Annotated in this window: 7 protein-coding genes and 1 pseudogene; 5 read left to right on the forward strand and 3 right to left on the reverse strand. The window is 61.6% G+C overall.

The window, feature by feature from the left end:
• Window positions 1-89 precede the first annotated feature (89 nt).
• The 3 genes from P3T17_RS27875 to P3T17_RS27885 form a co-directional block, all read right to left on the reverse strand.
• Window positions 90-2,726 carry a type VI secretion system Vgr family protein gene (locus tag P3T17_RS27875; RefSeq protein WP_429409675.1) on the reverse strand — a complete coding sequence of 879 codons (2,637 nt, stop codon included), beginning with the start codon at window positions 2,724-2,726 and terminating at the stop codon, window positions 90-92.
• Window positions 2,727-3,290: 564 nt separating this feature from the next.
• Window positions 3,291-4,112, reverse strand: coding sequence for a YkgJ family cysteine cluster protein (locus P3T17_RS27880; protein ID WP_429409676.1), 822 nt, complete (start codon window positions 4,110-4,112; stop codon window positions 3,291-3,293).
• 67 nt (window positions 4,113-4,179) lie between these two features.
• Window positions 4,180-5,409 carry a DUF2252 domain-containing protein gene (locus P3T17_RS27885; RefSeq protein WP_429409677.1) on the reverse strand — a complete coding sequence of 410 codons (1,230 nt, stop codon included), beginning with the start codon at window positions 5,407-5,409 and terminating at the stop codon, window positions 4,180-4,182.
• A 261-nt stretch (window positions 5,410-5,670) separates the two neighbouring features.
• Here P3T17_RS27885 and P3T17_RS27890 point away from each other — a divergent pair.
• The 5 genes and pseudogenes from P3T17_RS27890 to P3T17_RS27910 all read left to right on the forward strand — a co-directional run bounded on the left by P3T17_RS27890 (window position 5,671) and on the right by P3T17_RS27910 (window position 16,009).
• Window positions 5,671-7,811: pseudogene (locus tag P3T17_RS27890) on the forward strand (response regulator).
• A gap of 89 nt (window positions 7,812-7,900) precedes the next feature.
• Complete coding sequence (locus tag P3T17_RS27895) at window positions 7,901-8,809, forward strand: DUF72 domain-containing protein (RefSeq protein ID WP_429409678.1); 909 nt, start codon at window positions 7,901-7,903, stop codon at window positions 8,807-8,809.
• 144 nt (window positions 8,810-8,953) lie between these two features.
• Window positions 8,954-10,495 (forward strand): methyl-accepting chemotaxis protein, encoded by a 1,542-nt coding sequence (locus P3T17_RS27900; protein WP_429409679.1) that lies wholly within the window; start codon window positions 8,954-8,956, stop codon window positions 10,493-10,495.
• 214 nt (window positions 10,496-10,709) lie between these two features.
• The gene (gene argS / locus P3T17_RS27905) at window positions 10,710-12,449 is read left to right on the forward strand and encodes an arginine--tRNA ligase (RefSeq protein ID WP_429409680.1); all 1,740 of its coding nucleotides are present in this window, start codon (window positions 10,710-10,712) and stop codon (window positions 12,447-12,449) included.
• Window positions 12,450-13,273: 824 nt separating this feature from the next.
• Window positions 13,274-16,009 (forward strand): TonB-dependent receptor, encoded by a 2,736-nt coding sequence (locus P3T17_RS27910; RefSeq protein WP_429409956.1) that lies wholly within the window; start codon window positions 13,274-13,276, stop codon window positions 16,007-16,009.
• Window positions 16,010-16,061 lie beyond the last annotated feature (52 nt).

Here is a 16,061-nt window from a genome sequence, read left to right on the forward strand (position 1 = left end):
CTTCTGCACGAACCACGGCAGGGTTATCACCGCGCTCCGCGTGCACGACAGCGCGATGGGTACGGTAATCGGTGGTTGCTGGGTCATGGTCAGGCGTCCGTATCAAGCAGTTCGTCATAGTCGGTGCGGTGTCGCGCGCGATCAACCGCGCCAGCATTCGTACCGCTTTGCCCCTCGTAGAAGTGAAAGCCTCCATTGGCGAGCGCACCGTTATCCGCGTTGCCCCGATATTGATCGGCCACGGGAATCGTGTAGCTCGCGCCATTGGCAAGCTTGAGCGTGTATTGCTGAGTGGTGGGGTGGTGTTCGACCTGAAGCAGACCGGTTTCGTCCATGACGCTCTGCTTGACCAGCGTACCGCCCGCGAACAGGCTGTAGGGCATGTTCGCGGGAATCGCCGCGCGAGAGGCCGGCGACGCCCCCGCGTAGAACGTCAATGGCGTGGTCGGCATGCCGGCGAGCGCCGGGTGGTTCAGGTCCAGCGGCATGTTCAGTGTCGCCTTACCCTGCTTCTGCACCGTGATCGTCTTGATGAACAGGTCGAACGGGCCACCGAGCGTGATGCTGCCGTCCTTCATCTGGATGAACGCGCCACCCGACTCAAGCGTCAGTTCCTTCTTCGCACAGATGCGCACCGTGCCATTGACGCTCGACACCGTCAGATCCTGGTCCGCGATCAGCGACATGGCATCGGTCTGCGCCTGAATTTCGACCGGACCTTTGGCTGCAAAAATCCTGATGCCAAGTTTCTGCGCGAACAGAGACAGCTTTTCGCCCGCCGCCACCGTAAAGCGTTTGAGCACGCTCCAGTCGACGTTCTTCCCGGCAACCGCCGAGATGTCGCCCTGCGCCGCAAACTGCACGTCCTGGGCCGCCACGAGCGCCGCCGAAGCGGGTGTACTCATGAGCAGCCCCGGTTTCTTCAGGCCATCCAGATCCTCTTTCATCTGCTGCTGCACATCAGTATCGGCAGGCTCGGCCTTGGCGCTGCTGGCCGATGCCGCCAACGCCTTCGCCGTCGCCAGTGCGCTCTCAAGCTGGGCGATGGTCTCCTGCATGTCGAGCTGCCTGCCGGTCGCGCCGGGGCGGTCGTAGGTCGTGACCATCACCCCCTTGCCCGCGCGAAGCGCCCCCCAGCCCGCAGTCCTCAGCTCGTAGCCTTCACCCCGGTACTCCAGCCTGCTGTTGACGAGATAGCCGAGATTCAGTTGCGACTTGCCCGAGTGTTCCGTGCTGACCTTGATGCCTTCCTGGCCTGCCCAGTCCTCCATACGCAACTTGTTATTCGATTGCGTGCGAATCATGTTGCGCGAGAGCCATCGACGGTCGTTCGTGACGAGGTCGCGCGCCTGGCTGTGGTGATGGAAGGCGACGATTTCGGGCTTGTCCGGGTCGCCGTCACGACAAACGATCACGGCTTCGGCATCGTCCAGCGCGGGGAAGTGGAATCCAGTCTGCAACTTTCCGGCGAACGGCTTCGCCAGGCGTAGCGGTACGCTCTCGCCGCCATTGGGCCACGTTTCGAAGTCCGCATCGAAGCGAACCGTATAGTGTCCGCTGGCGGTTATGTAGGCATATTTGTACGAATCCGGGCTGGTGACGCGCGCTGAAAGGGTGCCGGTCACTTTGGACCAGGTTTCCGGTTCGAGTCTGAGACGGAAACGGCGGTCGGCAGGAATCGCCTTGTAGCTATTCGCATAGGGCTTGTCGCGTGCGCCGCTGTGCGTCACCTCGACAATCACCTGGCCTTTCGGCGCATCGGGCAAGGTGGTGTCCATTTCAAGCACGCTCGCGCACTGCAAAGCCAGCACGTTGCTCTCGCCCTCATACACGACCTGCCAGGCAATGGCGGCTTCGTGCCGAAGCTGCGCCTCCCACTTCGCGCCCGCCTGGTCGAGGTGGTGCGTGCCGTAGACATACGTCTGGCCGTAGGTGGTTTCGTCTTGCGGCGCGACGTTGGCTTCATCCCTGAATCGCTCCCAGGCCTGGGCCGGGTTGTAATCCGCTACGACGAACGATTGCGGCACCGTCTCGGTATGGGTTTTGATCGCCGTCACTGCCTCGACGCCGCCCGCTTCAAGTCCCGCCGCCTCGCGGTACGGCACAATCCGTTGCGGCTCGTCGTAAATGTAATGGTCTACGTCGTCTCCAAAGACCACCTGATCGCCGTATTCCGTCTCCACAATGAAGTAGTAGATTCCGGCCTTTTCCGCCAGCATGTGGATATAGGCACTGTCGCTCATCTGGTGCTGCATGCGAAACAGATGCTTGCGGTATTGCCCGCGCAACCGGAATGAAAACTGGTGCTCCCTGAGCCCATGGCTGCGCAGGATCGCCGCGACAATGTCGGGCGTGCTGGCATGCTGGAAGACTTTCCTGCGGGTCACGGCCTCCAGCCGCGCCAGATGCGACTTCAGCACGACCTCGTACTTGACATGGTCCTTCGTGGTCTGGATCGTGGAGAAGCGCGCGATGAAGCCCGAGAATTTGCGTGGCGGCCCATCGTCAGGCACGATAGAGAACCTCGCATCGAGGTTCAGGTAATCAGCGCGCGCGAGCTGCAACGGATGGGTCAGCACAATGCGCACCTCGCTCGGTGCGCCCATCTTTTCGGTCGCTTCGAACGAGACGACCGAGAGCGCCGCTGCGCTGTCCGTGCCAGGTACATCCAGGAAATACGCCTGCCGTCCTGTTAGCAGGTTTGCAACCGGATCGAATTCCGCCATACACGAGTCCCTGTTTTCTTGTTGTTGTTCCGCGCTGCGCCGGCCGCTGCACACCCGGCGATCGGACTCATCTGGAAACCGCCCATGCCAGTAAGTGCCAATGCGATCTTTAGCGCGTTCTGAAAATCAAACGCGCTAATATTCGACAAAACGGGGCCTCGGAAAGACACCCTTCCGGATAAATGTGTGGCGAACGACGAGCAACGTCCGGCATGGTAAAACGGTTTGTCATCCTAAAAAAGAGAGGAAAGCCGGGGAATGAAACGAGGGGGACTCAAGCTCGAAAAAATGCTTCGGCTTCGAAGACAAAGCGGGGGGGTCATCAGCATGACCGATACGCGCCGGTGGCCCGGCTTCCTGAGTCTGTTGCCAGAACGGGTCTCTGTGCCTACAACCAGGTCGCCAAACTCAAACAGACCGGATGCCTGCTCGACTGCCATACCTTCAGAAAAACTTGTCCACAGAAACCGTTCATAAGGCTGTGGACAACCCGTCTGAACGCGTCGCAAGTATCTGACGCATAACACTTAACGCTCTGCGTCCTCCGCGCGGGCAGAACGCTCGCTAAGCAGCGGCGGCGGGAAAAAAACCGAGATATTCAAAGGCCTCAGGACGATCGGCGTCAACCCAGGCACTGAGCGCCCCCACCGACTCAAGCGTGTTCACGGTTGCCCGGCGATTCGACACAAATCGCCAACTCGGCAACGCGCCAGACTCCGACTCAGCAGCAACCGCCTCCACGCCCTGTGCAACCTCCAAACCATCCGCCTGCGCCCCAACCCGCTCAAGCGCCGCAAGCAACGCCTCACGCTTCGGCGTATGCACCACAAACCCCTCATTAGCCAACGCAGCCACATCGACACCAAGCAACGCACACAGCCTTTGCTTCGCCACCGCATCCCGAGCATCGGCCGCCCGCGATTTCTGAATCAGTTCAACCGTCGTCGCATCCACCAGTTGCCCCCCGCGCATCAGCGGCGCGAGCCCAGGCGTCCACGCCTCCGGCGGACAGCCCTTGGCCGCCGGCTCCAACTGGATAAACGGATTGATTTCAGCCGGATAGATGCGGCAGACCAACGGCCGCTCCTCATAGATACCGCAGCGCATATCAGCCTGCAGGTTCGGACACGGCCCGGCAAACGCGCCAGTCAGGATCACCACGATCCGTGTGGGCAAGCTGCCGCTCATCGCCGCAAACGAACGACGGCGCTTATGAGCCGCCTGCAGATTGTCCGCGGCGGGCTCTTCGGGCCAGGGCAAAGCCTCGCAGAGAATCTGCACTTCGTTACCGCGCCCAAGCCAGGCGAGTGCTTCTGCGACTGTCAACGGCAAACGCAGATCGTGGCAGCACTTCCCGCACATCGTGCATTCGAAATCGATATCCATGCTCATGCTCAATCAGCGTTCCATCGCGCGTTGCGGGGCCGGCCGGCGGCAGGCTGGCCGCACTCTATCACGCGCCGGCTTCGAGCGAGTAGCGCCGGCAGTGTTCAAGATAGCCCGCCTCGTGACCGCTCATCAGTTCCACAATACTCTTCCAGAGCCACGGCGGCGCGTCGATGGTTTTGCTGCGGCTGCGCCGCAGTTCACCCAGCCACGCCTTGCGCTCCGTGTCGTCCATCTGGCTCGCATGGGCCTTGCCGACAACAAGCGCGAGAAAGCGCGCCGCCTTCATCGCTTCATCGCGCGTCAGTTGTTCAATCGTAAGCTTCATGTCTTGCGGCAACAGTTCACGAATCACCACCGCGCGCTCGGCGAGACGAGCAGCGCGCATCCGGTCGCCAAGAAACGGCGCGAGATGGCGTGCGCCCTCCACCACCCGCTGCGCATTGTCACGTGGCATGCGTGCACCGGCGTAGCGCGGCGCCGCCGCTTGCGTCGCCTCCTTGATGTCGATCAGGCAAAGATCGTCACCGTCGATCGAGGCGCCGTCTACATCGAGCAGCACGGCATAGCGCAGGCGCCCCAATGAACTGCAGCCCTTGACCCAATAGGCCGCATCGAGCACGGTGACTTTCGCCGCTTCGTTCTCCGAACGTAACTCTGTGGCCAGACGCGCAAGCGTGCGCTTTTCGAACAGCGCCGCAATCTCGCTGCGCTCGCTTTTCGACAGCGGCCAGAAACGCTTGCCGAGTGGAATTTCCGGCTCGACATCTTCGATGCGCTCTTCGGCGAGGTGCTGCCACGAGCGACGCAGCGCTTCCCTCATGACCACCCGCACCGCCTCGGGTTTTTCGGCCTGGATGTCCGTGTGATCCGAGGCGTCGTCGAAGGCGCGTTCGTAACCGTCCGCGAGCGCTTCCATCATGCGCACGGTGATGACGCCGGACAGATCCGAGCCGCGTGCTGCCGTTGCGAGCGACAAGCCGAGCCGGATCAGATCGTGCGCCGGATTGCCGATCACCGTCTGATCCAGATCGCGAATCTGGATTTCCACACGGCCCTGCGCATTCGCCACCGGCCCGATATTGCCGGCGTGGCAATCGCCGCAGATCCACACGGCAGGGCCTTGAGGCAACGCGTCACTTTCCATGCCGTCGAGCCACTCGTAAAACTTGCTGGTGCTGCCTCGCACATAGGCGTCGGCTGAACGCGCCATTTTGGCGTTGCGGCGGGCGGCCAGCAGTTCCATTCGGGCATCGGGCTTGGGAAGCGCAGCGCGGGCGGGATTTTTCTTTGGCATTGTGGAGACATCCAGAGGCTGTCGATCGATTTGTCAGTTGTCCACCATGCCACAGCGCGACCGCGCGAACAACCCGACGAGGTGCTCCTGTCAGGGCTGCCGCTTCACGCAGCCTTTCGGGAACATTTCGGGAACGCGGATTGCTACCCGCATTCTGGATGCACTCGTCTGGCAAGTGCCCCGATCCAGTCCGCCGAACCCGCGACGCGGCACCTGCTGGTGTGAACGCGCGCATCTATGTGACAACTGTGGAGCAGAACAATGCCACTCACGGCAGACGACCATGGCTGCCCCGGCTGGAAAGGGGAAATGGCCGAACGGATCCGCGGATTCGACTGGACGGCAACCGAACTGGGTCCCATCGACCAGTGGCAGCAAAGTCTGGTCGCTGCCGTGCAATTTGTACTTGGATCGCCGTTGCCGATCGTGATGCTATGGGGCAAGCAGGGCTACATGGTCTACAACGATGCCTACGCGGTGTTCGCCGGCGGTCGTCATCCCTCTACCTGCTCGGCTGTCCCGTCGAGCTGGGCTGGCCGGAAGTGGCGTCGTTCAACCGCAATGTGATGGACACCTGTCTCGCGGGCGGCACGCTGTCGTACGTGGACAAGGAACTCGTGCTGCTACGCAACGGCCAGCCCGAAGACGTATGGATGGATCTGTACTACAGCCCGGTGGCCGACGACAGCGGTGCGCCGGCGGGCGTGATCGCCGTGGTCGTCGAAACAACGGGGCGCGTGCTCACCGAACGCTCGCGGCAGCACGCCGAAACTGCACTGCGCCTGCTCACCGAGACGCTCGAGCAACGCGTCACCGACGCTGTCGCCGCGCGAGCGCTGGCCGAAGAGCAATTGCGCCAGGCTCAGAAAATGGAGGCAATCGGCAGCCTCACGGGCGGCGTCGCGCACGACTTCAACAACGTGCTGCAAGTGATCAACGGCAACCTGCAGATGCTGGCCGCCGACGCGAGCGACCATCCGGCCAGCCAGCGCCGCATCGCCGCCGCCACGCAAGCCGTCAAACGAGGCGCACAACTGGCCGCTCATCTGCTTGCCTTCGCACGCCGCCAGCCACTCTCCCCCGCAGTACTGAATCCGCGGCGGCTGCTCGACGGCATGAGCGAGATGCTGCACCGCGCGCTCGGCGAAACGATCCGGGTCGACACCGTGCTCGGCCCCGATCTGTGGAACGTGCTGGCCGATCGCAACCAGCTTGAAAACGCCCTGCTCAATCTGTCGATCAACAGCCGCGATGCCATGCATGGCGAAGGCACGCTCACGATCCGCGCCGAGAATCTCGTCGTCGCCGAGCGCGACGATCCAGGCTACGCCGATCTGACTGCTGGGGAGTACCTGGTATTTTCGATCGCCGACACCGGCATCGGCATGCCCGCCGAAGTGCTCGCGCGTGCAGTCGAACCGTTTTTCACAACCAAGCCCAATGGGCACGGCACCGGTCTGGGCCTCAGCATGGTGTTCGGCTTCGTCAAGCAAAGCGGCGGCCACACCGTGATCGACAGCGTGGTCGGCAAAGGCACCACGGTGCAGCTCTTTTTCCCGCGCTGCCGCGAAGCCGAGACCGCCGAGATCGCAGAGCAGAACGAAGCGCCGGTCGGCGGGCGCGAGACGATTCTCGTGGTCGAAGACGACGCCGAGGTGCGCCTGACCGCGGTCGAAATGCTGATGCAACTCGGCTACAAGGTATTGACCGCCGCAGACGGCGACGCGGCGCTCGAATTCGTCGATAGCGACCTGCAGATCGATCTGCTCTTTACCGACGTAGTGATGCCCGGCGCCGTCAAAAGCGTCGAACTGGCGCAGCGCGCCGCGTTGCGCTCGCCTGCCATTCCGGTACTCTTCACCTCCGGCTACACGCGCGACGAAATCTTTCACCACGGCAAGCTCGACGCCGGCGTGACGCTGCTGAGCAAGCCGTATCGGCGCGACGACCTTGCCAGCAAGGTGCGCGGCGTGCTGAATGCGCACCGCGCGAAGCTTGCAAATGCCGTGACAGATACACCGCATGCTGTGGCGTCGCCCTGTGTACTACTGGTCGAAGACGATCTGCCTTCGCGTGAAGCGATGGGTGAGCTGCTCGAATCGTTCGGACTGCAATACACTGCGGTGGCCAATGCCGAAGAAGCCCTCAAGCTTGCATCGACGCAACGATACGATATCCTGTTGAGCGACATCAGCCTGCCGGGACTATCCGGGGACACGCTGGCGCGAGCGCTGCGAAGCGCGCAGCCGGACCTGCGGATTCTGCTAATGTCGGGCTACGGCGAAAGTGCTGAAATCGGTCAGGCGATACCCGGCGCACGAATGCTCGCCAAGCCCGTAGATATCGAACTGTTGCGGCATGAACTGGCTGCGTGCACCGCGCACGCCGAGCCGGCAGCGTAGGAAGACTGCGCTCCTGCGCGGCGCAGCAAATCAAAGCGAAGCAACCGGGGCGGCCCGGGCAAAGCACTCAAAGCGACAGAATGGAGACCATGAACATCCAATGCGGCACCGCCGGCTGGACCGACAAAACACTGATCACCTGCAAGCGTTTCTATCCGCGCGGCTGCAGTACGGCCGAAGCGCGGCTGCGTTTTTACGCAAGCCAGTTTCCCCTCGTCGAAGTCGACTCCGCGTACTACGGGATGCCGTCGGCGTCCAATTCGCAGCTGTGGGCCGAACGCACCCCCGACGGCTTTACCTTCAACTTCAAGGCTTTCCGTATCTTCACGGGACACCAGACCTCGCCCGACGTGCTGCCGAAGGACATCGCGATGGCCTTGAGCACACCCGCCCTAAGCGCGCGCAAGAAAAATCTTTACTACCGCGACTTACCGCCGGAGATTCGCGACGAGCTGTGGCGGCGCTACCTCGAAGCGCTAGAACCGCTACGGCAAACACAACGGCTCGGCGCGGTGCTGTTCCAGTTCGCGCCATGGATCACGAGCGCGCCGCAGGACATCGCCCACGTCGATGAATGCGCCGCTCGCATGGCCGGTTATACGATGGCGGTCGAGTTTCGCAACCAGTCCTGGCTGGACGAAAACCACGCGCCCAACACGCTCGCGTTTCTACGTGAGCGGGCCCTCGTGCACGTGATCGTCGATGCGCCCCCGGATGTGAAAAACCGCGTGCATACCGTGTGGGACGTCACGAATCCGCAACTTGCGATGGTACGTATGCATGGCCGCAACACGGAGAGCTGGAGCCCCGGCGCCGGCGCGTCGGCGTCGGACCGTTTCAACTACGACTACAACGACGCCGAGCTGGGCGAGCTGGCCGCTTCGATTCGGGCGATTTCCACGCGGGCCGCGAAAACCCACGTGATTTTCAATAACTGCTTCGAAGACCAAGGGCAGCGCAACGCGCTGACCATGACCGCAATACTCGTCAACGCATAGAAAGACGTCGAAAGGCGGCACCCGTACAAGCCCCAGCGCTGTTTCGCCCGTCACGTATAAAGTTTTTGCGCCCAGCGGCCGATAACGACAATAGGACCGGACTCCTCGTCCGGACGTCAAATCTGCTGGAGCCCCCTCCTCGTCATGTTTTCCCGACTCTCGATCAAACTCCGTATCTGGGCGACGGTGGGATGCCTTGTCGTACTTTTGCTGCTCCTCGGCCTGGTGGGCCAATTCAGCACCGGATCCGGCCAGACCGCCTTGCGTGAGACCTACTCCGTGCAACTTGCTTCCGCGGTGGCGATGGGCGACAGCAAATACAACCTCGCCATTGCCCGCGTGACCATGGACCGTGCGATCCTGCACCCCGAATCGCCCGATCTGCCGACGCTGATCGGCAAGACGCACGGCTATCTCAACACCTCGAAGCAGGCGCTCGCCCGCTACCTCGCCCAGCCGCACGACGCCGATGAGCAACGCCTCGCCGATGTCGTCTCGGGCAACTTCGACAAGCTGCTCAACGAAGCGATCGAACCGGCATTGCAGGCACTGCAGCACGGCGATGCAAAGAGCGCCGACAAGATCGTGATGACGACGATGCCGGTCCTCTCGCTCGCGCTGACCAAAAGCACCGATCAGTTGAACGCCTACCTGCTCAAACGCGGCGCCGACAACTACGACGGCTTTCAGCAGACGCTCAAAACCATGAGCATAGTGTCGGCCGCGCTGATGCTGCTGGGTATCGCCATCGCCGCACTGTGCGCGATGGGCTTGCAAAAAGCGATTTCGCGGCCGCTTGCGAACGCATTGCGCGCCTGCTCGGCCATCTCGAAGGGGGATCTTACCGACCCGATTGAAGTGGGCGGACACGATGAAATGGGCAAACTGATTGGCGCACTCTCGGCGATGCGCGACGGCCTGTCAGGCACCGTCTCGTCGGTACGTGACGGCAGCGCGACCATGGCGACCGCCACCCAGGAAATTGCCGCCGGCAATGCAGACCTGTCGCGGCGCACCGAATCGCAAGCTGCGGCCCTCCAGCAGACCGCCGCCAGCATGGAGCAACTCACAGCAACCGTGCGGCAGAACAACGCCAACGCGAGCCATGCGAGCCAGCTCGCGAAAGAGGCCTCCGAGATCGCAGCGAACGGCGGCGGTGTGATGGACCGCGTCGTGGGCACGATGGCCGATATCAACGAGCAATCGGAAAAGATGTCGGCGATCATCGGCGCCATCGAAAGCATTGCATTCCAGACCAACATCCTTGCCCTGAACGCCGCAGTCGAAGCCGCGCGGGCCGGCGAAGAAGGCCGGGGCTTTGCCGTGGTCGCGGGCGAAGTGCGCACCCTGGCGCAACGATCGGCCGCGGCAGCGAAGGAGATCAAGGGATTGATCCAGACCGCGGCGAGCCGCGTCGGCGATGGCACGGGTCTGGTCCAGACCGCAGGCAACACGATGGCGCAGATCGTGGAATCGATCCGGCGTGTCAGCGAGATCATGACCGAAGTCGCCGCGGCATCCGGCGAGCAGAGCGATGGCATCGAACAGGTAAACCGGGCCGTGGCGCAAATGGACGAGGTCACGCAGCAAAATGCGGCACTCGTCGAACAGACGACGGCCGCGGCGCTGTCGCTCGACGAACAGGCGAAGGCCTTGCAACTCGCGGTATCGCGGTTCAGGGTTTAACGGAAGTCTTGCCGCGCGAACGGCGCTCCCCCGCCTAGGCGCTCGCCTGCGCCATGTAGAATCGCTGGAAGGACAAGGCGCCTGCCCGCCGGTCGCCTTGTCCACCAGAAGCAAAACTCAAGCTCCAGCGCCGCGTTTCTGCCCGACCTCCCCTTCCGGGGCTACGTCAGCCCTGCCTGGTCGCATCCTCCAAAAACATTCAACGCACTGATCGATGCCGAATCAAACCCTGCTCCAACTTCTCAACGCGCGTGTACAGGATGCCCTCGCGGCCGCAGGCTGCGCGGATGCCAGTGCCAACGTCCAACCTGCCGGCCGTCCCGAGCATGGGGACTATCAGGCGAACGGGATCATGGCGGCAGCGAAATCGCGCAAACTCAATCCGCGCCAGTTGGCCCAGACGGTGGTGGAGCACCTTGATCTCGAAGGCATTGTCAGCCAAGTCGAGATCGCCGGACCCGGCTTTATCAACATGACGATCGCACCGGAGTATCTCGCGCGCTGGGTGACGCAGGCGCTAAACGACAACGGTGGCCTCGCAGCGCCGCGCATGACCGGGGATGCCGTGCAATGTGTCGTGATCGACTACTCGTCGCCGAATCTCGCCAAGGAAATGCACGTGGGCCATCTGCGCTCTACCGTGATCGGCGACGCGTTGGCGCGGGTTTTGCGTTTCGTCGGTCACAAGGTGGTCGCGCAGAATCACGTCGGCGATTGGGGCACGCAATTCGGCATGCTGACCGCATCCATGGACGAAGCCGGCACAGATGACGCTTCGAACGTCGCCCTTGCCGATCTCGAAGTGTTCTATCGGAATGCGAAGAAACGCTTCGACGAGGATCCGGCATTCGCCAATCGGGCGCGCGACTACGTGGTCAAACTGCAAGGCGGCGACCCGCGCGTGCTCGAACTTTGGAAGCGCTTTCTCGATGTTTCGATGAACCATTGCGAGGAGATTTATCGTCAGCTGAACGTGGGCCTGACACGGGCCGATGTGCACGGCGAAAGTGCCTATAACGACGACTTGCCGGTGGTCGTCGCCGACCTTCAGGCAAAGGGCCTCGCCGTCACGAGTGACGGTGCACAGGTGGTCTTTCTCAGCGAATTCAGCGGCAAGGACGGCGAGCCCGCGGCCTATATCGTGCAAAAACAGGACGGCGGCTATCTCTACTCCACCACCGATCTCGCCGCGACCCGCTACCGCGTCGGCACGCTAAAGGCGGACCGTGCGCTCTACGTGGTCGACGCCCGGCAGAAGCTGCATTTCCAGCAGGTGTTTTCCGTGGCGCGCCAGGCCGGTTACGTACCGCCCGAGGTCCAGCTGGAACACGTTGGATTCGGCGTGGTGCTCGGCGACGACGGCAAGCCGTTCAAAACGCGCAGCGGCGACACGGTCAAACTCGCGGAGCTGCTGGCGGAAGCGACGCAACGGGCCTTCAATCTGGTCAGCGAAAAAAGTCCCGAGTTGCCGGAAGCCGACCGGCGTGCGATTGCGCAGGTCGTCGGCATTGGCGCCATCAAGTACTTCGACCTGGCCAGGAACCGCAGCACGGATTACGTTTTCGATTGGGCCAGCATGCTGTCCTTCGAAGGCAACACTGCGCCGTACCTTCAATATGCCTACACGCGTGTCCAGAGCGTGTTGCGCCGCGCAAATGCATCGGACGTGGACGCCACCGTGAGCCTCGTGGAACCGGCCGAGCGGCAACTTGCGCTGCAGCTGGCGCGCTTTTCCGATGCCGTGCTGGCCGTGGCGCAAGACGCGTTGCCGAATTATCTGTGCGCCTACCTGTACGATCTGGCTGCAGTCCTGATGCGCTTTTACGAAGCGTGCCCGGTGCTCAGCGCAACCGGCGAGACACGAACCAACCGTCTGCAGTTATGCCGTTTGACTGCCGACACGCTGCGCACAGGCCTCGGGCTACTCGGGATCGATGTGCTTGAGGCGATGTGAAAAAGCCAACTCGCGGAGCGGCACGCCACCGGCACACTCCGGCAGCGGGCCGCAACGGTCCGCACAATTACAAATCGTAATTTCACAGATCGAGCGCTCGGGGGTCGGCGTGCGCCGCACGCTCGACGGCGCTTCAGAACGATTCAGTCGCGCCTCAGGCGTAAGCACTTCCGACCGGCTAAGGGCACTCGCCTGGCGACGGCGAGCGGGTCGGCCACGATTAGACGAAGCACTCTAGACGCCCCGGCTGGGCGTGCAGACCGGCACAGCAAACAAATCGGCGAGAAAACAACAAGATTTATTTGTATCAAACTAATTTTGACTAGGCGATTGTGTCTTGGTAGTGTTTTGCAACCGTTCGTAAGACATGTGTCAACACAGCCCGTCGACCGGTAAAAATGGCCTTGGCAACACCTTGCGAATGCAAGCAACAGGCCCGCTTTGAGTTCTCGACAAGTGAGATGTGAAACGCATTAACCAGCGATCATGTAAAGCATTTAGTAAGGAATGCATAAGGTTAATGTGTGCTTGATTTAAAGATGAGAGTGTCAGCAGCAGGAAATCAGAGGAGCTGACCGACACCCGCCTGGCAAGACAAAAACGCTGCGCAATCCGGCAATAGAACATTAGTGCTACTAAATACAAAGTAGCCCCCCACCGGTTTGGCCGTGCCTCGTGCATGGCAAGTCGTGGTGCGTGATGACACACGTGGGGCGGCTTGTGACGGAATACGGCGAATCTTTGCCGTGCAGAGGGTGGAGAGGTCCAAAAGGCCTCTCTTCGCACAACAGCGTCTGGCCTTACTGACAAGTGTGAGGGGAATGATGAAACAAAGGGCATTAGCAATCGCCATCAGAAGAATAATCTGGGCTGAGCTGGCATTCTCAGCCGCGATCGCCGTTCCGGCGCTTGCGCAAAGCCAGCCGGCTGCGACGGGGGCAACACCCGCAACACCTATAACAACAGCACAAAACGATGCGACGCCGGGCACGACGCCAGCGCCAGCTCCGGCACCCAGCGGCACATCAGGGACCACCGGCACGGGCAGCGGCCAGGTGAAGCAGTTGCAAACCTTCCAGGTGACCGGTTCGCTGATCCGCAGTTCGGACAAGGTCGGTTTCAACCAGGTTCAGACGGTTACCCAGAAAGACATCCAGGACAGCGGGGCGACGACCGTTTCCGACTTCCTGCGGCAGACGTCGGCGAACTCGGCCGATAGCTGGAGCGAAGGCCAAACCTCGAATTTCGCTGCGGGCGCCGCCGGTATTGCCCTGCGTGGTCTCAGCGAAAAATACACCCTCGTCCTGCTCGACGGCCAGCGTGTCGCGCCGTTTGCGTTCTTTTCGAACAGCGTCGACTCGTTCTTCGACCTGAACTCGCTTCCGCTGAACGACATCGACCGCATCGAAATCGTGAAGACCGGGGCCGTTTCGCAATACGGCTCGGACGCCGTCGCCGGCGTGGTCAACATCATCACGAAGCACGACTTTCAGGGCCTGCAACTCGACGGCAGCCTGGGCACTTCGGTGAGCAACAGCGCGGGCAATGGTACGTACAAGTTTGGCGTGCTGGCTGGCTTTGGCGATCTGAATTCGGACCGCTTCAACGTCACCGTAGCGGCGAGCGCTTACAAGGACAACGGTTCCACGCTGGCCGACCGCGACTCGACGCGTAACCAGGACTTCACCGGTCAGCCGGGCGGTTATTCGTTGCTCGCGCCGTCATACTGGAACATGGCCGATGGCAGCGCGCAGGCTGTGGGCGGATGCCTCGGCGGCGGCACAACCCATCCGGCGTCCACCAACTCGCTGAGCGCGGGCTCGGCAGGAACGGTTTGCAGTTTCAACACGGCGAACGACACGTCCATCGCGCCGATGATGGAGCGTTACAACGCCAAGATTCACGCTGACTTCAAGATCAACGACACCACGACGGCGTACGCGGACTTGCTGGAAAGCTACAACCAGACCACGCAGAATGACGGTGTGCCGGTTGTCGGGAATCCGCAGGCCCCTACGCTGATCTGGAATCCGGCGACGAAGCTGCTCACGCCATTCAACTTCACGGTGCCGGCGAGCAACCCCTATAACCCGTTTGGAGTGGACACGCCGCTTACGTACGCTTTCCCGAGGGCTGTAGCGGAAACAACGGATGCCAACTATTACCGCGCATCGACAGGCATCAAGGGTTCGTTCAGCCTGCCGTACGGTGACTGGGACTGGGCAACGTCGATCAGCCATTCGCAAAGCACGGTGTCGAACACGTATAGCAACCAGTTGAACGCGAGCGCGCTGGCCAACATCTACCAGAACGGCGTGTTCAACTTCGGCAATCCCGCGTCAACGCCGAACGGACTGAACGGTCTGTTCCAGAACGCGAACAATCTGGGTATCTCGAAGCTCGATACGGTTGACGCGACGATTTCGACGCCAAACCTGTTCCATTTGCCTGCGGGCGACGTGGGTGTGGGTTTCGGTGCGCAGTTTACGCACCAGAGCGAAACCCTCACGCCGGGTTACGAGTATGAGCAGGGCATCGTCACCAGTCCAGACCTCCAGACGGTGGATGGCCAGCGTAACGTGGCGGCCGTGTACTACCAGATCGACATTCCGATCGTGAAGAACCTGACGTTCAGCCAGTCGGGACGTTACGACCACTACAGCGATGTCGGCGGCGCGTTCTCGCCACGCTTTGCCTTGCGTTATCAACCGGTGCAGGCACTGACGATGTATACGTCGTACAGCCGCGGCTTCCGTGCACCGACGTTCGTTGAAAACAGCGCATCGCAAACGCTGGGGCTTCAGGTGAATCAGGCGACCGGCCAGAACTACACCTCGATTACAGAGGGCAATCCGAATCTGGCGCCTGAGCATACGAAGAACTTCAACATCGGCTTCGAACTGTCGCCAACGCGGACCACCGACGTCGGCCTCGACTGGTACAAGATTCGCGTCGACAACGTGATCGGCCAGGGTGCGCCTTCGCAGGTTGTTACCGACGCCAACGGCAACCTCCTGTACGAAGTCATCCCCTATCAGAACCTGGGCTACCTCGACACGAACGGCTTTGAAGGCACGCTGCGTCAGGCGCTGCCGACGAAGGTCGGTACCTTCACTCTCGCGGCTGACTGGGCTTACGTGAACAGCTTCAAGCTCGGCACCCCAGGTCAGGCGCCGATCAATGGTGCAGGCAACAACTACACCATCACGCAACCGTTCGGCGGCAGCTTCCCGCGCTGGAAGGGCAACACCTCGATCGACTGGAATTACCAGAAGTGGGACGCTCAGTTGACGTGGGAGTTTACGGGCCCGTACGCGCAGAATCTCTTGCCGGCTCCCGCTCCGGGCAAGGTTGGTTCGTATAGCCAGTTCAACCTGATGGTGCAGTACACGGGTTTCAAACACTGGACGCTCTACGGCGGCGTCGACAACATCTTCAACCGCACGCCTCCGTACGATCCGATCTTTGCGAACGGCACGCTGGACCAGAGCGGTTACGACACGTCGATTTATAACTACCTTGGCGTATTCGCGCAGATCGGCGCAACGTACAAGTTCTAAGGACGTAGCGCGACCAGTAGTAGCTCTTCAGACCGCTCCGGCTCTCCTTGCG

Source organism: Paraburkholderia sp. GAS82 (assembly GCF_050436285.1).
Taxonomy (GTDB): Bacteria; Pseudomonadota; Gammaproteobacteria; order Burkholderiales; family Burkholderiaceae; genus Paraburkholderia; species Paraburkholderia phenazinium_B.